The sequence below is a fragment of the Belnapia sp. AC561 genome (genome assembly GCF_979252845.1).
The window spans coordinates 232,388-254,602 of the sequence record NZ_CEEDBP010000001.1; the positions used below are offsets into that span (position 1 = coordinate 232,388).

A 22,215-nucleotide genomic window follows, 5' to 3' on the forward strand; every position below is an offset into this window, starting at 1 on the left:
ATGTCGCTGACCCTGAGCGAGGAACTGCAATCCTGGGTGGGCCGCACCCGGACCGTCGAGGAGGATATCAGCCTCGGCGCCGTCCGCCGCATCGCCGGCATGCTGGATTTCGACCCCGAGAGCTTTCACCGCGGCGACGTGCTGCCGCCGCATTGGTTCACCCTGTTCTGCGCCGAGACGCCGCGGCATTCCGATATCGGGATCGATGGGCATCCGAAGCCCGGCGTGGTGCTGCCGCCGATCCCGCTGCCGCGCCGCATGGGGGCCGGGCGCCGCGTGACCATCCCCGGCGAGCTGCGGATCGGCGACGTGGCGGTGAAGACCGCCGAGGTCGCCGCCATCGTCCCGAAGCAGGCCCGCACCGGCTTCATCACCGTGCTCACCATGCGCCATACGCTGCGGGTGCGGGACGAGGTGGTGGCCGTCGATGAATTCGATGCGGTCTACCGGGAAGCGGTGAAGCCCGGCGAGAAGAGCACCGTCGCCCCGCCCGCGCCGGCGCCGACCGGCGCGGCCTGGAGCCTGGAGAAGACGCTGACCCCGCCGCTGGTCTTCCGCTATTCCGCCGTCACCTGGAATGCGCATCGCATCCACTACGACGCGGATTACGCGCGGGCGGAGGAGGGCTATCCGAATACGGTGCAGAACGGCGGGCTGACGATGCAGCTGCTGCTCGATGCCGCGGTGGCCCATACACCGGGCAGGCTGGTCGGCTTCTCCGCCCGATTGACGCGGCCGATTTATGTCGGCGAGACCATCACGCTGTGCGGCCGCGCCGCTGAGGGCGGCAAGGTCCTGGCCTGGGTGCAGGACCGCGACGGCAACCAGAATGCCCAGCTCGATTGCGAGTTCGCCTGATGGCGGGAGGACCGCTCGAAGGCGTTCGCGTCATCGACCTGACCACGGTGGTGGTCGGGCCGATCACGACGCGCACGCTCGCCGACCAGGGCGCCGAGGTCATCAAGGTCGAAGCGCCGGGCGGCGATATCCTGCGCTACCTGGCGGCCGGGTCGCGTTCGCCGGCCATGTCGGGCAAGTTCATCAACTTCAACCGCAACAAGCGGTCGATCGTGCTGGATATCAAGCAGCCGGCCGGCATCGCGGCGCTGAAGGCGCTCATCGCCACGGCGGATGTCTTCGTCTCCAACGTGCGCCCGGCGGCGCTGGCCCGTGCCGGGCTGGACTATGCCTCGCTCGCGCCCGGCAATCCGCGGCTGATCCACTGCGGCATCGTCGCCTTCGGCACCGATGGCCGCTATGCCAATCGCCCGGCCTATGATCCGATCATCCAGTCGCTGTCCGGCGTCGCCGGCACCTTCGACCGCGCCATCGGCGAGCCGCGCTTCGTGCCGATGGTGATGACCGACCACATCACCGGCCTGGTCTCGGCGCAGAGCATCGGCTTCGCACTGTATCGGCGGGAGAAGACCGGGCACGGCGAGTCGATCGAGGTGCCGATGTTCGAGACCATGGCGAGCTTCGTCACCTCCGAGCATCTCGGCGCCGCCACCTTCGAGCCGCCGGAGGGGCCGACCGGCGATGCCCGGCTGCTCTCGCCCGACTACCGGCCGCTGCCGACGCTCGACGGCTACATCACCGTCCGCCCCAACGACAACCGCCAGGCCTTCGCCTTCTTCGACGCCATCGGCCGGCCGGAGCTGAAGACCGACCCGCGCTACGCCACGCCGATCAGCCGCACCCAGAATGCCGCCGACTACTTCACCGTGCAGGTCGAGGCGCTGGCGCAGAAGAAGACCGCGGAGTGGCTGGAGATCTTCGCCAAGGCCGATGTCCCGGCCGGGCCGTACAATACCATCGACGATCTGCTGGAGGACCCGCACCTCGGCGACGTCGGCTTCTGGAATTTCGACGAGCACCCGACCGAGGGCCGCATCCGCCGCACCCGCACCCCCGTCACCTTCCGCGGCGGCATGCGGGAGGAGGTGCTGCCCGCCCCGCGGCTCGGCGCCCAGACCGCCGAGATCCTGGCGGAGGCCGGCTATACCGCGGATGAGATCGCCACCATGCTGCAGTCCGGCGCGGCTGCCTGAAGGAGACCATGATGACCCTCCCCACCTGGCGCTCGCTCCTCTTCGTCCCCGCCACCGCCGAGCGCTTCGTCGCCAAGGCGCATACCCGCGGCGCCGACGTCATCATCCTCGACCTCGAGGACAGCATCCCGCCGGCGGAGAAGGCGGCCGCGCGCGCCGCGCTGCCCGCGGCCGCGGCGCAGGTCCATGGCGCCGGCAACGAGGTCGCGGTCCGCATCAATCGGGCGCTGGAACTGGCGATCCCCGATATCGCCGCCGCCATCATGCCGCAGGTCACCGCGCTGATGCTGCCGAAGGTGATGGGCGGGGAGCACGTGAAGCTGCTGTCCGAGGTGGTCGCGGTGCGCGAGGCGGCGCTCGGCCTGCCGATCGGCCATACCCGCTTCATCGGCATCGTCGAGACGCCGCAGGCGCTGCCCAACCTGGTCGCCATCGCCGGCGCCGATCCGCGCATGGCAGCCCTCGGCGTCGGCTCGGAGGATCTCTCGACCGAGCTCGAGGCCGTGCCCGGCGCCGACATGCTCTACCACTTCGGCATGATGGCGGTGGCCGCGGCGCGTGGGGCAGGGATCCTGCCGCTCGGCTCGGTCGGCGCCTTTGCCGATTTCAACGACCTCGAGGGCTATCGCACCGCGCTGAAGCGGTCCCGCCGGCTCGGCTTCGCCTGCACCGCCTGCATCCATCCGCTGCATGTGCCGATCATCAACGAGGAATACGGCGTCGCCCCGGCCGAGGCCGATCGCGCCCGCCGCCTCATCGCCGCCTTCGACGAGGCGCTGGCCCAGGGTTCGGGCGCCGTGGCCTTCGAGGGCGCGATGATCGACCTGCCGGTGGTGGAGCGTGCCCGGCGGCTGCTGGCCCGGGTGCGCTAGACGGTTTCACTTGAAACCATAAGCGGGCAGGTGCAATCAGGCGGCAAGAGGGAGGCACCCATGGACCAGACCACCCCGCCGATGATGTCCGGCTTCGGCAATGAATTCGCCACCGAGGCCCTGCCCGGAGCCTTGCCGCCCGGCCGCAACAGCCCGCAGACGGTCCCATACGGCCTCTATGCGGAGCAGTTCAGCGGCACCGCCTTCACCGTCCCCCGGGCCGAGGCCCGGCGGACCTGGCTCTACCGCATCCGTCCCTCGGCCGGGCATGGCGCCTTCCGCCCGATCGACCAGGGCCTGCTCTGCGGTCCGCTGGCGCCGCCGACGCCCAATCGCCTGCGTTGGGACCCGCTGCCAATCCCCGATGTCCCCACCGACTTCGTCGCCGGCCTCGTCACCCTCGGCGCCACCGCGCCGGGGGAGGCGCTGTCGGGCGTCACCATCCACATCTACCGCGCCACCATGTCGATGGAGCGGGTCTTCATGGACAGCGATGGCGAGCTGCTGCTGGTGCCGGAACAGGGCCGCCTGCTGCTGGTGACCGAATGCGGCCGGCTGCTGGTCGCGCCCGGGCAGATCGCCGTCATCCCGGTCGGGATGAAGTTCCGCGTCGAGCTGCCGGATGGTGCCGCCCGCGGCTATGTGGCGGAGAACCATGGCGCGGCGCTGCGCCTGCCGGACCTCGGCCCGATCGGCGCCAATGGCCTGGCCAATCCGCGCGATTTCCTCTCTCCCACCGCCTGGTACGAGGACCGCGACGAGCCGACCGAGCTGGTGCAGAAATTCCAGGGTAGCCTCTGGGCGGCGACGCTCGGGCATTCGCCGCTCGATGTCGTCGCCTGGCACGGCAACAACGCGCCCTATGTCTACGACACGCGCCACTTCATGGTCATCAACACGGTCAGCTTCGACCACCCGGATCCGTCGATCTTCACCGTGCTGACCAGCCCCGGGACCGCGGCCGGCGTCGCCAACATGGACTTCGTCATCTTCCCGCCGCGCTGGATGGTGGCCGAGGCGACCTTCCGGCCGCCCTGGTTCCATCGCAACGTGATGAACGAATGCATGGGGCTGGTGCATGGCGTCTATGACGGCAAGGCCCAGGGCTTCGCCCCCGGCGGCGTCTCGCTGCATCCGCGGCTCAGCGGCCATGGCCCGGATGCGGCGACGACCGAACGCGCCATCGCCGCGGAACTGGCGCCGCACAAGCTGGAGGGCACGCTGGCCTTCATGTTCGAGACCAGCCAGGTGATCCGCCCCAGCGCCTTCGCCATGGCGGCGCCGCAGCTCCAGCCCGGCTACGATGCCTGCTGGGACGGGCTGCCGAAGCGCTTCACCGGCGCGCCTCTCGCTGGCACGCCATGAGCGTGCTCGCCGGCATCAAGGTGGTGGAGCTCGGCCAGGTCCTCGCCGGACCCTTCGCCGGCGCGATCTTCGCCGACCTCGGTGCCGAGGTCTGGAAGGTGGAGAAGCCCGATGGCGGCGACGATGCAAGGCAGATGGGCCCTGCCTTCCGCCATGGCGATGCGCTGAACTTCCACGAGTTCAACCGCGGCAAGCGCAGCGTCGCGCTGGACCTGAAATCCCCCGATGGCGTCGCCGCGCTGCATGCGATGCTCGAGGATGCGGATATCCTGGTCCACAACCTCCGCCCCGGTGTGGCGGAAGCGCTTGGCATCGGCCCCGAGCCGGTCACCGCCCGCCACCCGCGGCTGATCTACTGCGCCATGGGCGCTTTCGGCCACCTCGGCCCGCTGGCGCAGCGCCCGGGCTATGAGCCGCTGTTCCAGGCCTTCTGCGGCCTTTCCTCCATCACCGGCGAACCCGGCGGGCCGCCGGTGCGGATGGGCGCCAGCGTGGTGGACCAGGGCACCGGCATGTGGACCGTCATCGGCGCCCTGGCGGCGCTGCAGCAGCGCCATGCCACCGGCCGTGGCTGCGTGGTGAATACCTCGCTGTTCGAGACGGCGCTGATGTGGGCGGGGCAGAAGATCAGCGCCTATGTGAACATGGGCAAGCTGCCGGAACGCCATGCCTCCGGCCATCCCAACTTCGTCCCCTACCAGGCCTTCGAGACCGCCGATGGACCGCTGCTCATCTGCTGCGGCAACGACCGGCTGTTCCGCAAGCTGGCGGTGCATCTCGGGCGGCCCGACTGGCCGGAGGATCCACATTTCGCCACCAACCGCCAGCGCATCGCCCACCAGGGCGCCCTGTTGCCGCAGATCGCGGACCTGCTGCGCGACCGCCCGCGTGCCGCGCTGGCCGAGGCGCTGGTCGCCGCCGGCGTCCCCTGCGCCCCGGTGAATACCATCCCCGAGGTGCTCGCCGAGCCGCAGGCCGCGGCGATGCGGATGCTGCAGCCGGTGCCGGGCGAGGATTTCTCGCTTGTCGCCATGCCGCTTTCCTTCGATGGCGAGCGGCCGCAGATCCGGCATGGCGCTCCGAGGCTGGGCGATATGACCCGGCAGGTAATCGCTTCCGAGCCGCCGAAGGGGTGATCTTCCGGTCGCCGGCGGGACTTTCTCGCCGCGAGAGGGGAGACACTTCGGATGAGCGACCATGACCGCCTGATCGACCGCTACATCGCCTGCTGGAACGAGGCCGATGCAGGTCGCCGCGCCGCGCTGGTGGCCGAGACCTTCGCCGCCGAGGCCAGCTACCGTGACCCGATGATGCAGGGTGAGGGCCAGCCCGGCATCGCCGCCATGATAGGTGCCGCCCAGGCACAGTTTCCCGGCCTGCGCTTCAGCCGGCGCGGGACGGTGGATCGCCACAACGACCATCTCCGCTTCGCCTGGAGCCTCGGCGTCCCGGGTGCCGCGCCTGCCGCGGCCGGCACCGATTTCGCTACCCTGGCGCCGGATGGCAGGCTCGCCAGCGTGACCGGCTTTCTCGATGCGGTGCGGGAGGCGGCGTGATGGATGTGATCCTGCCCTCCGTCTTCCTGCGCCGCGCGCTGCTGCTGGATGCGGCCTGCAGCGGCGCCATGGGCCTGCTGCTGGCGGTGGCGGCCGCCCCGCTGGGCTGGTGGTTCCATCTGCCGGAGGCGCTGCTACGGGAATCCGGCCTCTTCCTGCTGGCCTTCGCCGCGGCGCTGGCCTGGCTCGGCACCCGATCCGCGGTGCCGCGCTGGGCGGTGCTCGGCGTCATCATCGGCAATGCGCTCTGGGCGATCGATAGCGTGTTGCTGCTGCTGCCGGGCTGGATCGCGCCGAACTGGCTCGGCGGCGGCTTCATCCTGGCCCAGGCCGTGGTCGTCGCCGCCCTGGCGGAGCTGGAATACGTCGGGCTGCAACGCTCCGCCCGTGCCGCCAGGGCCTGATCACTGCGGCCAGCGGGTTCATCCGGCCGGCACATCATCCCGGAGGAACCGCTGGCCGCCCCTGGCGCGTTGCTGCCGGAGACACCTCCGGAGGCGCCGCCGCATGATCGAACAACTCCGCATCTACGAGATCTTCGAGCCCAGCCGGGCCGCTTTCCTGGCCCGCTTCCGCGACCACGCCATGCGCATCATGGCCCGGCACGGCTTCCACATCCTGGCCATCTGGGAATCCCGGTCCGAGCTGGGCCTGGAATTCAGCTACCTCCTCGAATGGCCGGATGAGCCGAGCCTGCGCGCCGCCTGGGCCAGCTTCCTGGCCGACGAGGAGTGGATCCGCATCAAGCGTGAAACCCCGGAGGAGCAGGGTCCGATGGTCGGCATGATCGAGGATCGCGTGCTGATCCCGGTGGAGTATTCGCCGCACCTTTGAGGGCTTGGCCTATCCGCACAGCCAGGAATTCACGCCCCGGGCTGCCCCGACGAAGCCTGCCCTATCGCTTGTAGCCGCCATCCGCGCCATAGGCCGGGGGGAGGTAGTTTCCCGCCGGAGCACCGAAGGCCACCGGCGGCGGCGCATAGATCACGCCGGGTGGCGGCACCGCATAGATCGGCGGCGGCGCATAAACGACCGGCGGCGGGGCATAGATCGGCGGCGCGTAATAGCCATAGGGACGGCCGTAGCCATACCCATAGGCGCGCGGCCGGTAGTAGGGTGCCGGCGGACCGATGAAGGCGCCGAAGCCGCCCCGGTATCCGCCGCCATAGCCACCATGGTAGCCGCCGTAGCCTCCGCGGTATCCCCCGCCGTGCGGATGGCCGCCCCGGGCTGCGGCTTCCGGCATCGGCCAGGCAAGGGCGGCGGCCAGTCCCGTGGCAAGAAGCATGAAGCGCCTGGACATGCTGGGTCCTCCTCCACCCGGCATCATGCGCCGTGGCCGGCCCGCGATCGAGCGATGATTGCTGCCTTCAAGCCTTGGTCATCGCCATGGCCTGCTGGAAGCAGCGGGACCGGGCGGTCCGGATTCGCGTCGCCACCGCCTCGACCGCAGCCTTGTCCTGTGCCAGCGCTGCGCCCCGGGAAGCCAGCATCCGGGTCATCTCCACCGGTGCCGGGCCGCCGAGCACGGTTCGGGTGCGAATGTTTTCCGCTGGATCGAGCGCCTGCGCCACCGCCGCGGGCTGGATGCCCAGCGGGCGGCCAAACAGCCCCTGCGCCGCCGCATCGAGGTCCGCTGCGGTGATGGCATCGGCGCTGCGTCCTGCCGCCAGCGCATCCCGGACCACCACGGCGACCACGTTATGCGCCATGCGGAAGGACAGCCCGGCCTCCCGTACGATCACATCCGCCAGTTCGGTGGCGGTGCCGAAGCCTTCTGCGGCCGCCTGGGCCATGCGCGCCGGGCGCAGGGTCAGCCCCGCGAAGACTTCCTCCAGCAGGGCCAGGATGCGCAGGGTCCTGAGTGCCGCGTCCAGCACCGGCTCGTTCACCGACGTCACCGCATCGTTTACATCGGCGAAGGCGGTGTTCTTCGTCGCGGCCAGTGCCGCCAGCAGGGCTCCCTGCACCACGGCCGCCGCGGCGCGGGCATGTTCCAGCGCCACCGGATTCTTCTTCTGCGGCATGATGGAGGAGACCGCGCTATGCCGGTCCGCCAGTTCCAGGAAGCCGTATTCCCAGGTGCTCCAGGCCTGCAGATCGGTCGCCAGGCGGCTGAGGAAGGTCATCAGCACCGCCATGGCCGAAGCCGCCTCCAACGCATCGTCGCGCGAGGACACCGCGTCATAGGCCGATTCCAGTGGTGCGCCGAAGCCGAGCAGCTCGGTCGTGAACATCCGGTCCAGCGGGAAGGCCGTGGTCGTCAGCGCCCCGGCGCCGAGGGGGCAGAGGTCCGCATGCGCCAGCGCGCCCGCCAGCCGCGTCTGGTCCCGTGCCAGCACATCCGCGGCCGAAAGCAGCCAATAGCCGAAGGTGATGGGCTGGGCATGCTGGGTATGGGTATAGCCGGGCATGACCACCTCGGCATGCTCGCCTGCCAACCGCAGCAGGGTGCCGCGCAGCGCCAGCAGTGCCATCTGCACCGCCAGCAGGGTCTCCCGCAGCGCCATGCGCCAGGTCGTCACGTTCAGGTCGTTGCGGCTGCGCCCGGTATGCAGCCGGCCACCGGTATCGGGGCCTAGCGCGAGCACGATCCGCCGCTCGACATAGGAATAGAGATCCTCCTGGCGGAAATCGACCGGCACGCCGGCGGGGCCTTCGCCGGCCATGGCCAGGACCTCCGCCAGGCAGGCGGCGATCGCCGGCCGGGCGACGATTCCCTGGCGCTCGAGCATCAGCCCATGCGCCAGATGCACCCACATCTCATGGTCGAAGACGTCCCGCTGCGCCCGGGCCACGGAGCCGCGGTAGTAGCTTTCGACCAGCAGGGCCGAGGGTGGCTCCTTGACCCGCTCGCGGAGCGAAACCTCCCCCGCGCGGAGCGAAATTTCCTCGGCCATCGGACCGGCTACGCGTAGACCAGGGACAGCGTCTCGGCGACCAGCGCAGGCCGGCTATTGCCCTCCACCTCCACGCTCGCCTCCATGGTCAGCCGGGCACCGCCCTCGATCGGGTCGATCGCCTTCAGGGTCAGGTGGCCGCGCACCCGCGAGCCCGCCGGCACCGGCGCGGTGAAGCGCACCTTGTTGGAGCCGTAGTTCACCCCGCGGCTGCGCTGCTTGATCCTGAAGATGCCCTGGTTGAGCTTGGGCAGCAGCGAAAGGGTCAGGTAGCCATGGGCGATGGTCTTGCCGCCCGGCATCTCCTTCTTCGCCCGCTCCACGTCGATATGGATCCATTGATGGTCGCCGGTCGCCTCGGCGAATTGGTCGATCATCTTCTGGTCCACGACCAGCCATTCGCTGCTGCCCAGCTTGTGGCCGATATGCGCGCGCAGCGCTTCGATGCTCTCGACTTCCAGCATGCGTCTCTTCCCCATTCTGTTCGACTTGGTTGAATTCCTGGCATACCCAGGCCGGCTTGGCCATAACCTCGCCCTGCCTCGAGGAGATTCGCGTGCCGCCCATCGCCTGGGCCTTCATGCTGCTGGGTGCCATCGCCGGCCCCGCCCTGGCGCAACGTGCGCAAGACACCGCCATTCTCGGTTTGGCCGCGCCCGCCACCTCGGTGGACCCGCATTTCTTCAATGCGGCGCCGAATGCCCAGCTCGCCGCGCATGTCTTCTCGCGCCTGGTCGAGCGCGATGCCCGGGTCCAGCTTCAGCCCGGGCTGGCCGAAAGCTGGCGTGCCCTGGGTCCCATGCTTTGGGAATTCCGCCTCCGCCCAGGCGTGCTCTGGCATGACGGCCGGCCCTTCACCGCGGATGACGTCGCCTTTTCCCTGGCCCGGGCGCCCAATGTGCCGAATAGCCCGGCCGGCTATGGCGGCTTCCTCCGCATGGTGAAGCAGGTGGAGGTGGTCGATCCACTCACCCTCCGCCTGCACACGAAACAGCCCGATTCCCTGCTGCCGACGGAGCTGGGCTATATCGCGATCATCGCCCGGCATGCCGCGCAGGGCGCCACGACGGAGGATTTCAACAGCGGCAAGGCCGCCATCGGCACCGGCCCCTATCGCCTCCTGTCCCATGCCGCCAATGACCGGACCGAGCTGGCCCGCAACGAGGGCTATTTCGGCCCGCGCGAGCCCTGGGCCCGGATCAGCCTCCGTTTCATCGGCAATGATGCCGCGCGCACCGCCGCGGTGCTGGCGGGCGACGTGGACCTCATCGACCAGGTGCCCTCGGCCGATCTTGCCCGGCTGAAGCAGGATGCCCGCATCGGCGTCTTCGAGATCCAGGGCCTGCGGCTGATGTTCCTGCAGGCGGATTTCTCGCGCAGCGGCCCGCTGCCCTTCGTCACGGATCAGGCCGGCCAGCCGCTCGCGGCCAATCCCTTCCAGGATCTGCGGGTGCGCCGCGCCCTTTCGCTCGGCATCAACCGGACTGCGCTGGCCGAGCAGGTGATGCAGGGGGCTGCCCAGCCGGCCGGCCAATGGCTGCCGCCCGGCGTCTATTCGCATGACCCCGGCACCCCGGTGCCGCCCTTCGAGCCGGCGACGGCCCGCCGCCTGCTGGCCGAGGCCGGCTTCCCCGACGGCTTCCGCGTCACCCTCCATACCCCCAACGACCGTTACCCCAACGATGCCCGTATCGCCCAGGCGGTGGCGCAGATGTGGAGCCGGATCGGCATCCGCACGGAGGTCGCGGCATTGCCCTGGGCCAGCTTCTCCGCCCGGGCGGCGCGGCAGGAATTCGCCATGCGCCTGTCCGGCTGGGGCAGCAGCACCGGGGAGGCGAGCTACCTCCTCGCCAATGTGCTCGGCACCTATGATCCGGCCGCCCGCCGCGGCGCCGCCAATGCCGGCCGCTATTCCAACCTGGCGCTGGATGTCCTGACCGACCGGGCCATCGCCACCCTCGACGCGGTGGAGCGCGAGGCGCTGCTGCGCCAGGCCGTGCACCTTGCCAGCGAGGATGTCGCACTCATCCCGCTGTTCCACCTGGTGAACGCCTGGGCGGCCCGGGCCGGCCTGCGCTACGATGCGCGGATGGATGAACGAAGCCTGGCGATGGGGCTGCGGCGCGCGGAGTGACCCGGAGCATCATGCTGGAATTCCAACCCGCCCCCGCGGACTTGCCTCCGGGCCACCGCGTCTATGCCATCGGCGATATCCACGGCTGCGACGAGAAGCTGGCCCGCTTGCACGGCCTGATCGCCGCCGACCTGGCCGCCCGGCCCATCGCCGCGCCGCTGCTGCTCCATCTCGGCGATTACATCGACCGTGGTCCGGACAGTGCCGGGGTCATTGCCCGGCTTTGCGGCGCGCCGCCGCTGCCGGGGGTGCCGATGGTCAACCTGATCGGCAACCACGAACGCTCCATGCTGGATGCCCTTGCCGGGGAGCGTGCCTCGATCACCGATTGGCGTTTCCACGGTGGCCGTGAAGCCCTGGCGAGCTGGGGCATCGACCCCGATGGCGATCCCGCCGGGTGGCGCAGCGCCATCCCGGAAGCCCATCGCCGCTTCGTCGAGGGCCTCGCCCTGTCGCATCGTCTCGGCGGATACGTCTTCGTCCATGCCGGCATTCGCCCGGGCGTGCCGCTGGAGGCGCAGAGCCCCGACGACCTCATCCGCATCCGCGGTCCCTTTCTGACCTCGGAGGCGGATTTCGGCGTGGTGGTCGTGCATGGCCATTCGCCGACGCGCGGGCCGGTGCTGCGGCACAACCGAATAGGCATCGATACCGGCGCGGTCTTCGGGCGGGAACTGACCTGCCTGGTGCTGGAGGGGAAGGGGCTTGCGCTGCTCCAGGCCTGATGTCGCCGCCCATGGCATGGGTGTTGCGGCACAAGCCTGAAGGTTGCAGAGTTGGTGGATACTGCCACCCCGGCCGGGACATTTTCCGGTCCTGCTATCATCCGGGAGCGAGCATTCCGGAATGTTGACTACCAGAACGTGAATTATACAAAGTAATATTAACTTTCGGTTGATCTCGTTGGTAACCTGACTATCCTTGCCGCCTCAGCAGATTGATCTGCGGCGAGAAGGCATCCTGCGTGCGTCCTGGGCCACCCTTGCAGGGCCAGCCAAGCGGCTGGACCAGACATCTTGGCGGCTGGCGCCTCAGGCTGCTGGTCCTGGTCCTGCTGGCCGTCCTGCCCTCTGCCGTGCTCACCATCTGGGAACAGCACCGGACCGTCGAGGCCCGGCTGGCCGATGCCGCCGGCGACCTCGCCACCCTGGCATCGAATACCGCCCGCGAGCAGGCCGCCCTCATCGGCCATGCGCAGACGTTCCTGGCCGCGATCGCCCGTCTGCCGGCACTGAGCGACGGCGCGCCGGATGATTGCCAACCCGTCCTCGCCAGCCTGGGCGCCAATGCCGCCTGGCGCCATTCGCTGGGTGTCTATGCGCCGGATGGCCAGCCCATCTGCACCGATCAGCCGGGCCTTCCATCCCGCATCGGCCTCGCCGACCAGGCTTGGTTCCGCACGGCTCTCGCCAGCGGTCGCTTCGTCCTTTCGGATCTCGTCATCGGCCGGCTGGTGCCGCTGCCCATGGTCATGGCGGTCCAGCCGATCCTCGACGTGGATGGCGCGATTCACCGGCTGGTGGTGGCGGGCATCGATATCGCGCAGCTCGGCGACCTGACCCGGCCGCAGGTACCCGCAGGGGCCGAGGTGATGTTGCTGGCCGATGCCGCCGGCACCGTCGTCGCCCGCTATCCTGCGGCGCCCGATATGGTCGGCCGCAGCCTCCACGGCACCGGGCTCGCCCCGGCGATGCAGGGTGAGCCGGGCCATGCCCGAGGCACCGGGCTGCTGGGCGGTGAGCGGATCTTCGGCTTCGCCCCGATTCCCGGTACCCGCGCCGTACTTGTGGTGGGCCGCGATCCGGCCGGCATCCTTGCGTCGGTGCGGGCGCTGCAGCGCCAGGTCCTGCTGCTGGCAGGCGGTGCCGCATTGCTCGCCGTGCTGCTGGCCCTGGCCGCGGGCCATTGGATGGTGCTGCGCCCCATGGCGCGCTTCGCCGACGCCGTGAGGCAGATCGCCCAGGGCAACCTTGGTGCCCGGGCCAGGACGGGTCGCCTTGGCGGCGAACTCGGCGCCCTGGCGCGGGAGGTCAATGGCATGGCCGCCCGGCTCGCCGAGCATCAGGCCGCATTGAAGGCCAAGCACCGGGAAATGGCCCGGCTCGCCACGGCCCTGACCGCCGCGCGGGATACCGCCGAGGCAGCGAGCGCGGCCAAGACGCGTTTCGTCGGGATGCTCAGCTATGAGCTGCGCACCCCGCTGAACGGCATCTTCGGCCATGCGCAATTGCTTGTCGCCGACCCGTCGCTTACCCCGATGCAGCGCCGTTGCGCCGAGCAGATCACCGCCAGCGGGGAGCATCTGATGTCGATGGTGCGCGAGTTGCTGGACCTGGCGGCGATCGAGGCCGGCAAGGTCGCGCTCGCGCCCGTTCCGGTTCGCCTCGCCGGCGTGGTCGAGGCCTGCGCCGCGCTGATCCATCCGGCGGCCAGTGGCAAGGGCCTCGGCTTCGGCGTGGAATTGGCCCCGGGTGTCCCGGCCTGGGTTGCCGCCGATGCGCTGCGGCTGCGCCAGGTGCTGCTGAACCTGCTGGCCAATGCGGTGAAATTCACCCTCCGCGGGGAGGTCGTGCTGCGCATCCAGTCCTCATCGGAAGGCCGGACCCGCTTCGAGGTCAGCGATACCGGTCCCGGCATGGACGAGGCGGAGCGAGGCCTGCTCTTCCAGGAATTCATGCGCCTGCCCGGCGCCGCCCAATCCGAAGGCAGCGGCCTCGGCCTCGCCATCACGGCGCGGCTGGTGGCACTGATGGGTGGGACCATCGGCGTCGAAAGCGACCTCGGCCGCGGCAGTCTGTTCTGGGTCGAATTGCCCCTGCCGGCGACCCCGGCCGGGGAGGAGCTCGAAACCGGCCCACGTCCCATCCTGCCGCTCGGTCAGCCCCTGCGGCTGCTGCTGGCCGATGACGTGCTGGTCAACCGGGAGGTTGCCCGCGCCCTTCTGAACGGCGCCGGACATACGGTGGAGGTTGTCCCGGACGGTGCTCAGGCGGTGGATGCCGCCCTGGCCGAGGATTGGGATGCCGTGCTGCTCGATGTCCATATGCCGGTGATGGATGGGCTGACCGCCGCCAGTCGCATCCGGGCCGCCCCTGGCCGACGTGGCCGGGTGCCGATCCTGGCCATCACCGCCAGCGCCACCCCGGCCGAGGTTGCCGCCTGCCTGACCGCCGGCATGGATGCGCATGTGGAAAAGCCTCTGCGCGCCTGGGAACTGCAGAATGCCCTGGCGGCGATCCTGGCCCGTGCCATACCGGCCGTGGCGGCGGAATAGCGCTGCCCGCTGCGGCATCCATCCCCATGTCCGACTGTCAGCCCGGCGCGGCATCGTGCCGGCCCATTGCTTTTGCCTCCGTTGCACCTATATGAGGCATGTGACCGAGGGGGCTGCCAAAACGCCACCGGAGCGCCTAGAAGGGCGCCAGCAGGTCCGATCCCCGGCTTTGTTCTTTTGCGCGACCCGATCCGCGGTTGCGGAGTTTCTGATTTGACCGAATACGATGGTGCCCCCGATGGCCCGGCCGAAAGCCTGGACCTGGAGGCACGCCCAATCCGCCGGCTCAGCGCATCCCCGGCCGAGGCTGCCATCCTCGCCGCCGGCATCCCGGTGGACCCGCGCGAGATGCCGGGCCTGATCCGCCGCGTCGAGCGCCGCATGCCGGCCGATGCCGAGACCGTGCGGGCCGCCCTCATCGAGGTCCGCCGCCGTGGCTGGGTTGCCCGGATGAACGACCTTGCCAATCGCGCCGGCCGTATCTGGGTCCGCCGCAACGAGGCGGAGACCGCCGCCGGGACCATCACCCTGCTCGATCCGGATGATGCGACCTTGCTCGCCGCCCTGGATACTGCCGTCGCCGCCAGGCTGCGCGGCCTGGGCCCGACCCCGGCCGCGGCGCTCGAGGGCATTGCCGCCGAGTTGCTGGAAGCCGGGGGGGGCGCCCTTTCCGCCGATCGCCATGCGGCCCTGGCGCGGGAGGCGGCGGCCGCCTTCGGCCTCGCCGGCGATGCTGCGGTCGGCTTCCTCGATCAGGTCAGCGCCCTCGAATCCCGCCGCCGGCGCGAAGTCCGGGATGCCGAGGCCGCCTCCCGCGCCAAGCGCCGGGAGGAAGTCCAGCGGCTGCGCGACTGGGAACGCAGCCTGGTCGATTTCCGCGCGCTGCCCGGCCTGCTCGGGGCCACCGACAAGGAAGTCCTGAAATGGATCGGCAGCGGGCTCATCCCCGTCGCCCGGCGGATTCCGGCCCGCGGCAATGGCCAGGAGAAGTGGGAATTCGATCCCACGGAGATCACTGCCCTCCGGGTGAACATCCCGGCCTGGAGGGACGTCGAGACCCGCGAGCAGAAGAAGCGCCCGGGCACCGCTGCCCCGGCCTTGAAGCTCGGCCGCGGTGCCAATGCCGCCGTCGCCCGGGTCGCCGCGCTCGACCGCTATGCCGGCCACTTCGCCACCGCCCGGGCGCTGAACCGCCGCATCACCCTGGTCACCGGCCCGACCAATTCCGGCAAGAGCCACACCGCGCTGGACCGCCTCGCCACCTCCGACAGCGGCATGGCGCTCGCCCCGCTTCGCCTGCTGGCGCATGAATTCCGCGAGGCCCTGGCCAGCCGCGGCGTGGCGGCCTCGCTTTCGACCGGGGAGGAGCGCATGCCGGTCCCCGGCAGCCGCCACCTCGCGGCCACCGTCGAGATGTGCCCCTTCCACAACCCGGTGGACGTGGCGATGATCGACGAGGCGCAGATGCTCGGCGACCGCGACCGCGGCGCCGCCTGGACCGCCGCCATCATGGGCGCCCCGGCACGGGAGGTTTTCGTCCTCGGTGCCCCGGAATGCGCGACGTTGGTCCGCCGCATCGCCCGGCTTTGCGACGACGACATGGACGAGGTGAAGCTGGAGCGGAAGAATCCGCTCACCGCCGCCCGCGCCCCGGTCGGCCTGGGCGACCTCAAGACTGGCGATGCCCTGGTCGCCTTCTCCCGCCGAGACGTGCTCGACCTCCGGGCCGAGCTGGTGAAGCGCGGCAAGCGCGTCGCCGTGGTCTATGGCGCGCTGAGCCCCGAGGTCCGCCGCGCCGAGGCTGCCCGCTTCCGCAATGGCGATGCCGACGTGATCGTCGCCACGGATGCGATCGGCATGGGCCTCAACCTGCCGATCCGCCGGGTGGTCTTCTCGACCCTGCGCAAATTCGACGGCGAGGGCCGGCGCGAGCTGAACAGCCAGGAAGTGAAGCAGATCGGCGGCCGCGCCGGCCGCTTCGGCCAGCATGAGGAGGGGATCGTCGCCGTGCTCGCCGGCGGCGGCAGCCCCGACTTCATCAAGCTGATGCTGAATGCCGCCCCCGGCGTGCCGGAGGATCTGCGCCCACAGGTCCAGCCCGATGCCGATATCGTCGCCGCCGTCGCCGCCGAGATCAACTCGGACAGCCTCTTCGGCGTCCTGGCCCGCATCAAGCGGGCCGTGCTCCGCACCGATGACCCGAATTACCGTCTCGCCGACCTGACCCAGGCGATGGCCGTGGCCACCGCCGTCGATGGCGTCAGCGGCCTCACCTTGCTCGACCGCTGGACCTACGCGCTGTGTCCCGTCGATGAGCGGGACAACGGCGTCTCCCGCCTGGCCCGCTGGGCGATCGAGCATGGCGCCGGCCGTCCCGTCCCGCCGCCCATGGCCGGCCGCCTGCCGGCGCCCGAGCGTGCTGCGCGGGAGGAGCTGGAACGGGCCGAGAAGGTCCACAAGCGCCTGGTCGCCTGGCGTTGGCTTTCGCTCCGCTTCGAACGCGCCTATCCCGAGCGTGCCGAGGCGGAGGCCGAGACCACCCGGCTCGACCGCTGGATCGAGGATGTGCTGCGCCAGCAGCGCCGGTCCAAGCTCGTTTCCTGATGCGTTTCCTGATTGTCATGACCGGGCCCGGCCCGGTCATCTTGTTGTAAAGTCCCGCATGCCCTTTCCCCCGCTGCCCGCCCCCCTCCAGGTCGCCCTTGCCGAGCGCGGCTATGCCGAGCCAACTCCCGTCCAGGCCGCCGTGCTGCAGCCGGAGACCGAAGGTCGCGACCTGCTGGTCTCCGCCCAGACCGGATCCGGCAAGACCGTCGCCTATGGCCTGGCCATGGCCCATACCCTGATGGGCGATACCGACCGCCTGCCCAATCCCGGCAACCCGCTGGCCCTGGTGGTGGCGCCGACCCGCGAGCTGGCCCTGCAGGTCCAGGGCGAGCTGGCCTGGCTCTATGCCAAGGCCGGCGGCCGCGTCGTCACCTGCGTCGGCGGCACCGATCCGATCGCCGAGCGCCGGGCGCTGGAACGCGGCGCGCATATCGTCGTCGGCACGCCCGGGCGGCTGCGGGACCATCTGGAGCGCGGCAACCTGCGTCCGGCCGCGCTGCGCGCCGTGGTGCTGGACGAGGCCGACGAGATGCTCGACCTCGGCTTCCGCGAGGAGCTCGAGGCGATCCTCGAGACCACGCCGGCCGAGCGCCGCACCTTCCTCTTCTCGGCCACGGTACCGAACGGCATCGCCGCCATCGCCCGGACCTATCAGAAGGATGCGCTGCGGATCGCCGCCGGCGACGAGGGCGCCCAGCACGGCGACATCGAGTACCGCGGGCTGCTGATCGCCCCGCATGAGATCGAGCGGGCGGTGGTGAACTGCCTGCGCTTCTTCGAGGCCCGCTCCGCCCTGGTCTTCTGCCGGACCCGTGCCACCGTCACGCGGCTGCACGGCAACCTCGCCGAACGCGGCTTCGCCGCCGTGGCGCTTTCGGGCGAGCTGTCCCAGGCCGAGCGCAACCGCGCCATGCAGAGCCTGCGCGATGGCCGCGCCCGGGTCTGCGTGGCGACCGATGTCGCCGCGCGCGGCATCGACCTGCCCGACCTCGGCCTGGTCATCCATGCCGAGCTGCCGAACGACCCGGAGACGCTGCTGCACCGGAGCGGTCGCACCGGCCGTGCCGGGCGCAAGGGCATCAGCGCGCTGCTGGTCCCGCACAACCGCCGCCGTGCCGCCGAGCGGCTGCTGAACGAGGCCCGGGTCCAGGCCGCCTGGGGCCCGGCGCCTTCCGCCGCCGCCATCAAGGCGCAGGACGATGCCCGCATCCTGGTCCAGGCCGGCGAGCTGGCGGCCGAGGAAGCCGGGGAGGGCGATCTCGTCCTGGCCCGCTCCCTGCTGGAGAGCCAGACGCCGGAGGCCATCGCCGTCGCCCTGATGCGGGTGATGCGCGGGCCGCTGCCGGCGCCCGAGGATCTCGCGGAGATCACCGACCGGCCGACCCGCCCCTATACCGAGGACCGTGCGCCGCGGCCGCCGAATGGTGGCCCCAGCGCCCCCGGCGCCTGGTTCAAGATGAACCTCGGACGGACCAACGGGAATGCCGACCCGCGCTGGGTGCTGCCCTTCCTCTGCCGCCGCGGCAACGTGACGCGGCAGGACATCGGCCGCATCCAGGTGCAGGAGCGGGAGACGCGTTTCGAGGTCGCCCCCTGGGCGGCCGAGCGCTTCGCCGCCGCCGCCGCCCGCCCGGCGACCGAGGCGAAGGATGCGCATATCCGCATCATCCCGGCCGAGGCGCCGCTGGCCGATACGCCGCGGCCGCGTTCGGCCGGGCCGCGGCCGACCTACCCGGCGCGTCCCTCCGGCCCGCCGCGCCGTCCGCGCTAAGCGGCCTGGACGCGCTGCATCGGCCGGGCGAGAGTCCGGCCGATGCAGCTCTTCTATTCCTCCGGCTCCCCCTATGCCCGCGCCCTCCGGGTCGCATTGCGCGAGACCGGCCTGCTGGCCCGGGTGGCGGAGCGGGAGACGACGCTCCGCGACCCCAAGGCGGTGGTGCTGCCGCATAGCCCGGTCGGCCGGGTGCCGACCCTGGTGCTGGCCGATGGCACGGTGCTGACCGAGACGGCGCTGCTGCTGCCCTATCTCGATACCCTCGGCGGCGCCTATCCGCTGCTGCCGCCCGCCGCGCTCTCCCGCTTCGGCCAGGTGCTGGGGCTGGTCGAGGGGATGGCGGTCTGGAACCGCGAACTGCGCCGGCCGGAGCACGAACGCTCCCCCGGCGTCATCGCGCTGGAGACCACGCGGGTGAATCGGGTGGCGGATACGCTGGAGGCCCAGGCCTGGGTCGCCCCCGCCCGGCCGGATGCCGCCGATATCCTGCTCGGCTGCGCCCTCGGCTATGCCGAGCGCCGCCACCGCGCCTGGCCCTGGCGGGAGGGCCGGCCGGCGCTGGCCCGCTTCTTCGATACCCTGGCGGAGCGTCCGTCCTTCCAGGCCACAATTCCACCCCTGAGCGGGATCTGAGCCTCATGCTGCTGCGCCACGCCGACCTGCCCATCACCCGCTGGCGCAATGACGCGGGCCGCAAGGCCGATGTCGTCAGCGGCCCGGGCTGGTTCATCGGCTTCGCCTGGCTGGATGGCGCAGCGGATTTCTCGCATTACGAGGGCCAGGACCGCACCATCACCCTGCTGCAGGGCGAAGGCTTTGCACTCGACTTCGCCGAGGGCCCGCCGCTGCTGGTGGACCGGCCGCAGGTGCCGAGCTCCTTCGACGGCGGCCGCGCCTGCCGCTGCCGGCTGCTGGATGGGCCTTGTCTCGTGGTCAACGCCGTCTCGGACCGCGCCCGCTACCGCCATCGCGTCGAGATCCGCATTCCCCGCCCCGAGGATACCGGCTTCGCCGTGCTCCTCTCCGGCAGCGCCACCCTGCCGGATGGCCGCATCGCCCAGCCGCTGGATACCGTCGCCCTGCCGCTGGCACTCGACGTGACCTGCGCCGTCTTCCACTTCACCCCACTCGGCATCCCGGAGCCATTCGCCGCATGACCGAACCCCGCTTCGACGAGCTCTCCTTCGCCACCCCGACGCGGGAGGGCCTGGCGGCCAGCTACGCCTACCTGCATGCGAAGCTGGACGCCGGGGAGGTCGCCGCCGCCCTGGCCGAATGGGACACGCTGCGGCGCGACTACGATAGCTGGTCGGCCCTGGTCCACCTCCGCTTCGCCCAGGACACCACGGATGCGGATGCCAAGGCCGCCCGCGAATACAGCGATGCTCTCTCCCCCGAGGCGACCGGCCATGAGGTGGCGCTGAAACGCCGCCTGCTGGCGCTGCCGGACCGCGCCACCGTCCATGCCGTGGCCGGCGCCCATGCGCTGCGGCTCTGGGAGATGGACATCACCACCTTCGACCCCGTCATCGCCGAGGATCTGGAGGAGGAGGCGAAGCTCACCGCCCGCTATACCGCGTTGATGGCCTCGGCCAAGCTCGAGATCGATGGTCGCACCATCAACCTCTCCGGCCTCGCCCCCTATGCCGAGGACCCGGACCGCGCCAGGCGCCATCAGGCCGAGGCGCTGCGCTGGGGCTTCTTCGCCGAACACGGCGACGAACTGGACGAGATCTACGACAAGCTGGTCGCCCTCCGCCACGGCATGGCGGTGAAGCTGGGCTATGAGAATTACATCGCGCTCGGCTATCGCCGCATGCGCCGGGTCGACTACGACGCCACCGATGTCGCCCGCTACCGCGACCAGGTGGCGGAACACGTCGTGCCGCTGGTGGCGAAGCTGCTGGAGGCCCGCCGCCAGCAGCAGGGCTGGGACAAGCTGCATGCCTGGGACGAGGCACTGATCGACCCGGCCGGCAATCCCAGGCCGATCGGCGACCACGACGTGCTGGTGGCCGCGGCGCAGGCGATGTTCGACCGGATGGACCCGCGGCTCGCCAGCTTCTACCGGCTGATGAACGAGGGCGGCTTCCTCGACATGAAGAACCGCCCGGGCAAGGCGGGGGGCGGCTTCTGCACCAGCTTCCCGACGGCCGGCGTGCCCTTCATCTTCGCCAATTTCAACGGCACCCACCACGACATCGGCGTCTTCACGCATGAGATGGGTCATGCCTTCCAGAATTGGGAAAGCCGCTTCCAGCCCGGCATCGACTATCTCTGGCCCACCATGGAGGCCGCCGAGATCCATTCCATGGGCCTCGAATTCCTGACCCATCCGCATATGGACCTGCTGGTCGGCGCCGAGGCGGCGGAGCGCTTCCGCCGCATGCACCTCGAGTCCTCGCTCGCCTTCCTGCCCTACGGCGTCTGCGTCGACCACTTCCAGCACGAGGTCTATGCCAACCCGACCGCGACGCCCGCCGAGCGCCATGCCATCTGGCAGCGGCTGGAGCAGCGCTACATGCCCTGGACCGACTACGGCGACCTTGCCTATCCGGCCAAGGGTGGCCGCTGGCAGGCCAAGCAGCACATCTACAACTCGCCGCTCTACTACATCGACTATACGCTCGCGCTTTGCTGCGCCCTGCAGTTCTGGGTGAAATCGCGCGCCGATGCGCCGGCCGCGCTGGCCGATTACGTCGCGCTCTGCGGTCGCGGCGGTGCGGCACCCTTCCAGGCGCTGGTCACCTCGGCCGGGCTGATCTCGCCCTTCGCGCCGGGGGCGCTGGAAGCGGTGGTGCGGGAGGCGGAGGCGGTGCTCGCCGGCTGAACGACGGCAGGACTTCCCGGGAGGAAACCAAGATGAAGATCGTCGATGCGCAGATCCATATCTGGTCGCAGGGCATGCCATCCGGCCTGCACCGGAAGGTTTCCTCCTTCACCGCCGAGGAGGCGCTGGCCGAGATGGATGCCGCCGGCGTCGACGCGGCATTGATCCATCCGCCCGGCAGCTGGGATCCGGACTCCAATGCGATGGCCATTGCCGCGGCCAAGGCCTATCCGGACCGCTTCGCGGTGATGGGCCAGTTCCCGCCGGATGACCCGGCGAACCGCAGGCTGATCCACGGCTGGCGTGACCAGCCCGGCATGATGGGTCTGCGCTGGGCGCTGCTGTCGCCGGAACAGCAGGCCTGGCTGCGGGACGGAACGCTCGACTGGCTCTGGCCTGCGGCCGAGCAGGAAGGCCTGCCGATCGCCACCATGGGCGGCCTGTTCCTGCCGGATTTCCGCCGGATCGCGGAGGCGCAGCCCGGCCTGAAGCTTATCCTCGATCATTGCGGCCTGGTCCGCACCGGCCAGGACGCGGCGGCCTTCGCCCAGTTGGATGATCTGGTGGCGCTGGCGAAGCTGCCCAATGTCGCGGTCAAGGCGACCGGCGCGCCGCATTACTCGACCCAGCCCTATCCCTATCGCAACCTGCATGACGGGCTGCAGCGGATCTTCGATGCCTTCGGCCCGCAGCGCTTCTTCTGGGGCACCGACATCACCCGCATGCCCTGCAGCTACCGCCAGTGCGTAACCTTCTTCACCGAGGAATTGCCCTGGCTGCAGGGCCGCGACCTGGAGCTGGTGATGGGCCGTGGCCTCTGCGACTGGATCGGCTGGGACCTTGGTGCCTGAG

20 protein-coding genes are annotated in these 22,215 nt (G+C 70.4%); 17 read left to right on the forward strand and 3 right to left on the reverse strand.

What is annotated here, in order from left to right; genetic code table 11:
• From AC0IW9_RS01205 to AC0IW9_RS01240, 8 genes are all read left to right on the forward strand, one after another.
• Entirely contained in the window at positions 1 to 858 is an 858-nt protein-coding gene (locus AC0IW9_RS01205; RefSeq protein ID WP_471646376.1) for an HTD2 family dehydratase, read from the forward strand.
• Complete coding sequence (locus AC0IW9_RS01210; protein ID WP_471646377.1) at positions 858 to 2,051, forward strand: CaiB/BaiF CoA transferase family protein; 1,194 nt, start codon at positions 858 to 860, stop codon at positions 2,049 to 2,051. Before AC0IW9_RS01205 ends, AC0IW9_RS01210 begins: the two co-directional genes overlap by 1 nt.
• An 8-nt stretch (positions 2,052 to 2,059) precedes the next feature.
• Complete coding sequence (locus tag AC0IW9_RS01215; RefSeq protein ID WP_471646378.1) at positions 2,060 to 2,923, forward strand: HpcH/HpaI aldolase/citrate lyase family protein; 864 nt, start codon at positions 2,060 to 2,062, stop codon at positions 2,921 to 2,923.
• Between the two features lie 60 nt (positions 2,924 to 2,983).
• Positions 2,984 to 4,288, forward strand: a complete 1,305-nt coding sequence (gene hmgA, locus AC0IW9_RS01220) for a homogentisate 1,2-dioxygenase (protein ID WP_471646379.1) — start codon at positions 2,984 to 2,986, stop codon at positions 4,286 to 4,288.
• Positions 4,285 to 5,424 (forward strand): CaiB/BaiF CoA transferase family protein, encoded by a 1,140-nt coding sequence (locus tag AC0IW9_RS01225; protein WP_471646380.1) that lies wholly within the window; start codon positions 4,285 to 4,287, stop codon positions 5,422 to 5,424. The genes hmgA and AC0IW9_RS01225 overlap by 4 nt, the downstream gene beginning before the upstream one ends.
• A gap of 51 nt (positions 5,425 to 5,475) precedes the next feature.
• On the forward strand, positions 5,476 to 5,844 hold the full coding sequence (locus AC0IW9_RS01230) for a nuclear transport factor 2 family protein (protein ID WP_471646381.1): 369 nt from the start codon (positions 5,476 to 5,478) through the stop codon (positions 5,842 to 5,844).
• Positions 5,844 to 6,248, forward strand: a complete 405-nt coding sequence (locus AC0IW9_RS01235) for a hypothetical protein (RefSeq protein WP_471646382.1) — start codon at positions 5,844 to 5,846, stop codon at positions 6,246 to 6,248. Before AC0IW9_RS01230 ends, AC0IW9_RS01235 begins: the two co-directional genes overlap by 1 nt.
• 103 nt (positions 6,249 to 6,351) lie before the next feature.
• Positions 6,352 to 6,678 (forward strand): NIPSNAP family protein, encoded by a 327-nt coding sequence (locus AC0IW9_RS01240; protein ID WP_471646383.1) that lies wholly within the window; start codon positions 6,352 to 6,354, stop codon positions 6,676 to 6,678.
• A 61-nt stretch (positions 6,679 to 6,739) separates the two neighbouring features.
• Here the strand turns inward: AC0IW9_RS01240 and AC0IW9_RS01245 are convergent, their stop codons facing one another.
• The 3 genes from AC0IW9_RS01245 to AC0IW9_RS01255 all read right to left on the reverse strand — a co-directional run bounded on the left by AC0IW9_RS01245 (position 6,740) and on the right by AC0IW9_RS01255 (position 9,208).
• A complete protein-coding gene (locus tag AC0IW9_RS01245; RefSeq protein WP_471646384.1) occupies positions 6,740 to 7,147 on the reverse strand; it encodes a hypothetical protein in 408 nt (135 codons plus the stop codon).
• A gap of 67 nt (positions 7,148 to 7,214) precedes the next feature.
• On the reverse strand, positions 7,215 to 8,744 hold the full coding sequence (gene argH, locus AC0IW9_RS01250; RefSeq protein WP_471646385.1) for an argininosuccinate lyase: 1,530 nt from the start codon (positions 8,742 to 8,744) through the stop codon (positions 7,215 to 7,217).
• Between the two features lie 8 nt (positions 8,745 to 8,752).
• Positions 8,753 to 9,208: a MaoC family dehydratase gene (locus tag AC0IW9_RS01255; protein WP_471646386.1), complete on the reverse strand. Its 456-nt coding sequence runs from the start codon at positions 9,206 to 9,208 to the stop codon at positions 8,753 to 8,755.
• A gap of 92 nt (positions 9,209 to 9,300) precedes the next feature.
• On the opposite strand from AC0IW9_RS01255, the gene AC0IW9_RS01260 reads away from it, so the two are divergent.
• The 9 genes from AC0IW9_RS01260 to AC0IW9_RS01300 all read left to right on the forward strand — a co-directional run bounded on the left by AC0IW9_RS01260 (position 9,301) and on the right by AC0IW9_RS01300 (position 22,214).
• Complete coding sequence (locus tag AC0IW9_RS01260) at positions 9,301 to 10,878, forward strand: ABC transporter substrate-binding protein (protein ID WP_471646387.1); 1,578 nt, start codon at positions 9,301 to 9,303, stop codon at positions 10,876 to 10,878.
• 11 nt (positions 10,879 to 10,889) lie between these two features.
• Positions 10,890 to 11,603 carry a metallophosphoesterase gene (locus AC0IW9_RS01265; RefSeq protein WP_471646388.1) on the forward strand — a complete coding sequence of 238 codons (714 nt, stop codon included), beginning with the start codon at positions 10,890 to 10,892 and terminating at the stop codon, positions 11,601 to 11,603.
• A gap of 239 nt (positions 11,604 to 11,842) precedes the next feature.
• Positions 11,843 to 14,152: an ATP-binding protein gene (locus tag AC0IW9_RS01270; protein WP_471646389.1), complete on the forward strand. Its 2,310-nt coding sequence runs from the start codon at positions 11,843 to 11,845 to the stop codon at positions 14,150 to 14,152.
• Positions 14,153 to 14,428: 276 nt separating this feature from the next.
• Entirely contained in the window at positions 14,429 to 16,756 is a 2,328-nt protein-coding gene (locus AC0IW9_RS01275; RefSeq protein WP_471646467.1) for a helicase-related protein, read from the forward strand.
• A gap of 58 nt (positions 16,757 to 16,814) precedes the next feature.
• Complete coding sequence (locus tag AC0IW9_RS01280) at positions 16,815 to 18,530, forward strand: DEAD/DEAH box helicase (RefSeq protein WP_471646390.1); 1,716 nt, start codon at positions 16,815 to 16,817, stop codon at positions 18,528 to 18,530.
• 42 nt (positions 18,531 to 18,572) lie between these two features.
• Positions 18,573 to 19,166 (forward strand): glutathione S-transferase family protein, encoded by a 594-nt coding sequence (locus AC0IW9_RS01285; protein ID WP_471646391.1) that lies wholly within the window; start codon positions 18,573 to 18,575, stop codon positions 19,164 to 19,166.
• A 5-nt stretch (positions 19,167 to 19,171) separates the two neighbouring features.
• Positions 19,172 to 19,690: a HutD/Ves family protein gene (locus AC0IW9_RS01290; RefSeq protein WP_471646392.1), complete on the forward strand. Its 519-nt coding sequence runs from the start codon at positions 19,172 to 19,174 to the stop codon at positions 19,688 to 19,690.
• The gene (locus AC0IW9_RS01295; protein WP_471646393.1) at positions 19,687 to 21,363 is read left to right on the forward strand and encodes a M3 family oligoendopeptidase; all 1,677 of its coding nucleotides are present in this window, start codon (positions 19,687 to 19,689) and stop codon (positions 21,361 to 21,363) included. The genes AC0IW9_RS01290 and AC0IW9_RS01295 overlap by 4 nt, the downstream gene beginning before the upstream one ends.
• Positions 21,364 to 21,395: 32 nt before the next feature.
• Positions 21,396 to 22,214, forward strand: a complete 819-nt coding sequence (locus tag AC0IW9_RS01300; RefSeq protein ID WP_471646394.1) for an amidohydrolase family protein — start codon at positions 21,396 to 21,398, stop codon at positions 22,212 to 22,214.
• Position 22,215: the final 1 nt, after the last annotated feature.

Bases quoted from the DNA above. Each gene is read 5' to 3' on its own strand.
- argH (WP_471646385.1), bottom strand. From the start codon at position 8,744: ATGGCCGAGGAAATTTCGCTCCGCGCGGGGGAGGTTTCGCTCCGCGAG.
- AC0IW9_RS01290 (WP_471646392.1), top strand. From the start codon at position 19,172: ATGCTGCTGCGCCACGCCGACCTGCCCATCACCCGCTGGCGCAATGAC.
- AC0IW9_RS01285 (WP_471646391.1), top strand. From the start codon at position 18,573: ATGCAGCTCTTCTATTCCTCCGGCTCCCCCTATGCCCGCGCCCTCCGG.
- AC0IW9_RS01255 (WP_471646386.1), bottom strand. From the start codon at position 9,208: ATGCTGGAAGTCGAGAGCATCGAAGCGCTGCGCGCGCATATCGGCCAC.
- AC0IW9_RS01300 (WP_471646394.1), top strand. From the start codon at position 21,396: ATGAAGATCGTCGATGCGCAGATCCATATCTGGTCGCAGGGCATGCCA.
- AC0IW9_RS01295 (WP_471646393.1), top strand. From the start codon at position 19,687: ATGACCGAACCCCGCTTCGACGAGCTCTCCTTCGCCACCCCGACGCGG.
- AC0IW9_RS01210 (WP_471646377.1), top strand. From the start codon at position 858: ATGGCGGGAGGACCGCTCGAAGGCGTTCGCGTCATCGACCTGACCACG.
- AC0IW9_RS01240 (WP_471646383.1), top strand. From the start codon at position 6,352: ATGATCGAACAACTCCGCATCTACGAGATCTTCGAGCCCAGCCGGGCC.
- AC0IW9_RS01215 (WP_471646378.1), top strand. From the start codon at position 2,060: ATGATGACCCTCCCCACCTGGCGCTCGCTCCTCTTCGTCCCCGCCACC.
- AC0IW9_RS01280 (WP_471646390.1), top strand. From the start codon at position 16,815: ATGCCCTTTCCCCCGCTGCCCGCCCCCCTCCAGGTCGCCCTTGCCGAG.
- AC0IW9_RS01235 (WP_471646382.1), top strand. From the start codon at position 5,844: ATGGATGTGATCCTGCCCTCCGTCTTCCTGCGCCGCGCGCTGCTGCTG.
- AC0IW9_RS01205 (WP_471646376.1), top strand. From the start codon at position 1: ATGTCGCTGACCCTGAGCGAGGAACTGCAATCCTGGGTGGGCCGCACC.
- AC0IW9_RS01230 (WP_471646381.1), top strand. From the start codon at position 5,476: ATGAGCGACCATGACCGCCTGATCGACCGCTACATCGCCTGCTGGAAC.
- AC0IW9_RS01245 (WP_471646384.1), bottom strand. From the start codon at position 7,147: ATGTCCAGGCGCTTCATGCTTCTTGCCACGGGACTGGCCGCCGCCCTT.
- AC0IW9_RS01225 (WP_471646380.1), top strand. From the start codon at position 4,285: ATGAGCGTGCTCGCCGGCATCAAGGTGGTGGAGCTCGGCCAGGTCCTC.
- AC0IW9_RS01265 (WP_471646388.1), top strand. From the start codon at position 10,890: ATGCTGGAATTCCAACCCGCCCCCGCGGACTTGCCTCCGGGCCACCGC.
- hmgA (WP_471646379.1), top strand. From the start codon at position 2,984: ATGGACCAGACCACCCCGCCGATGATGTCCGGCTTCGGCAATGAATTC.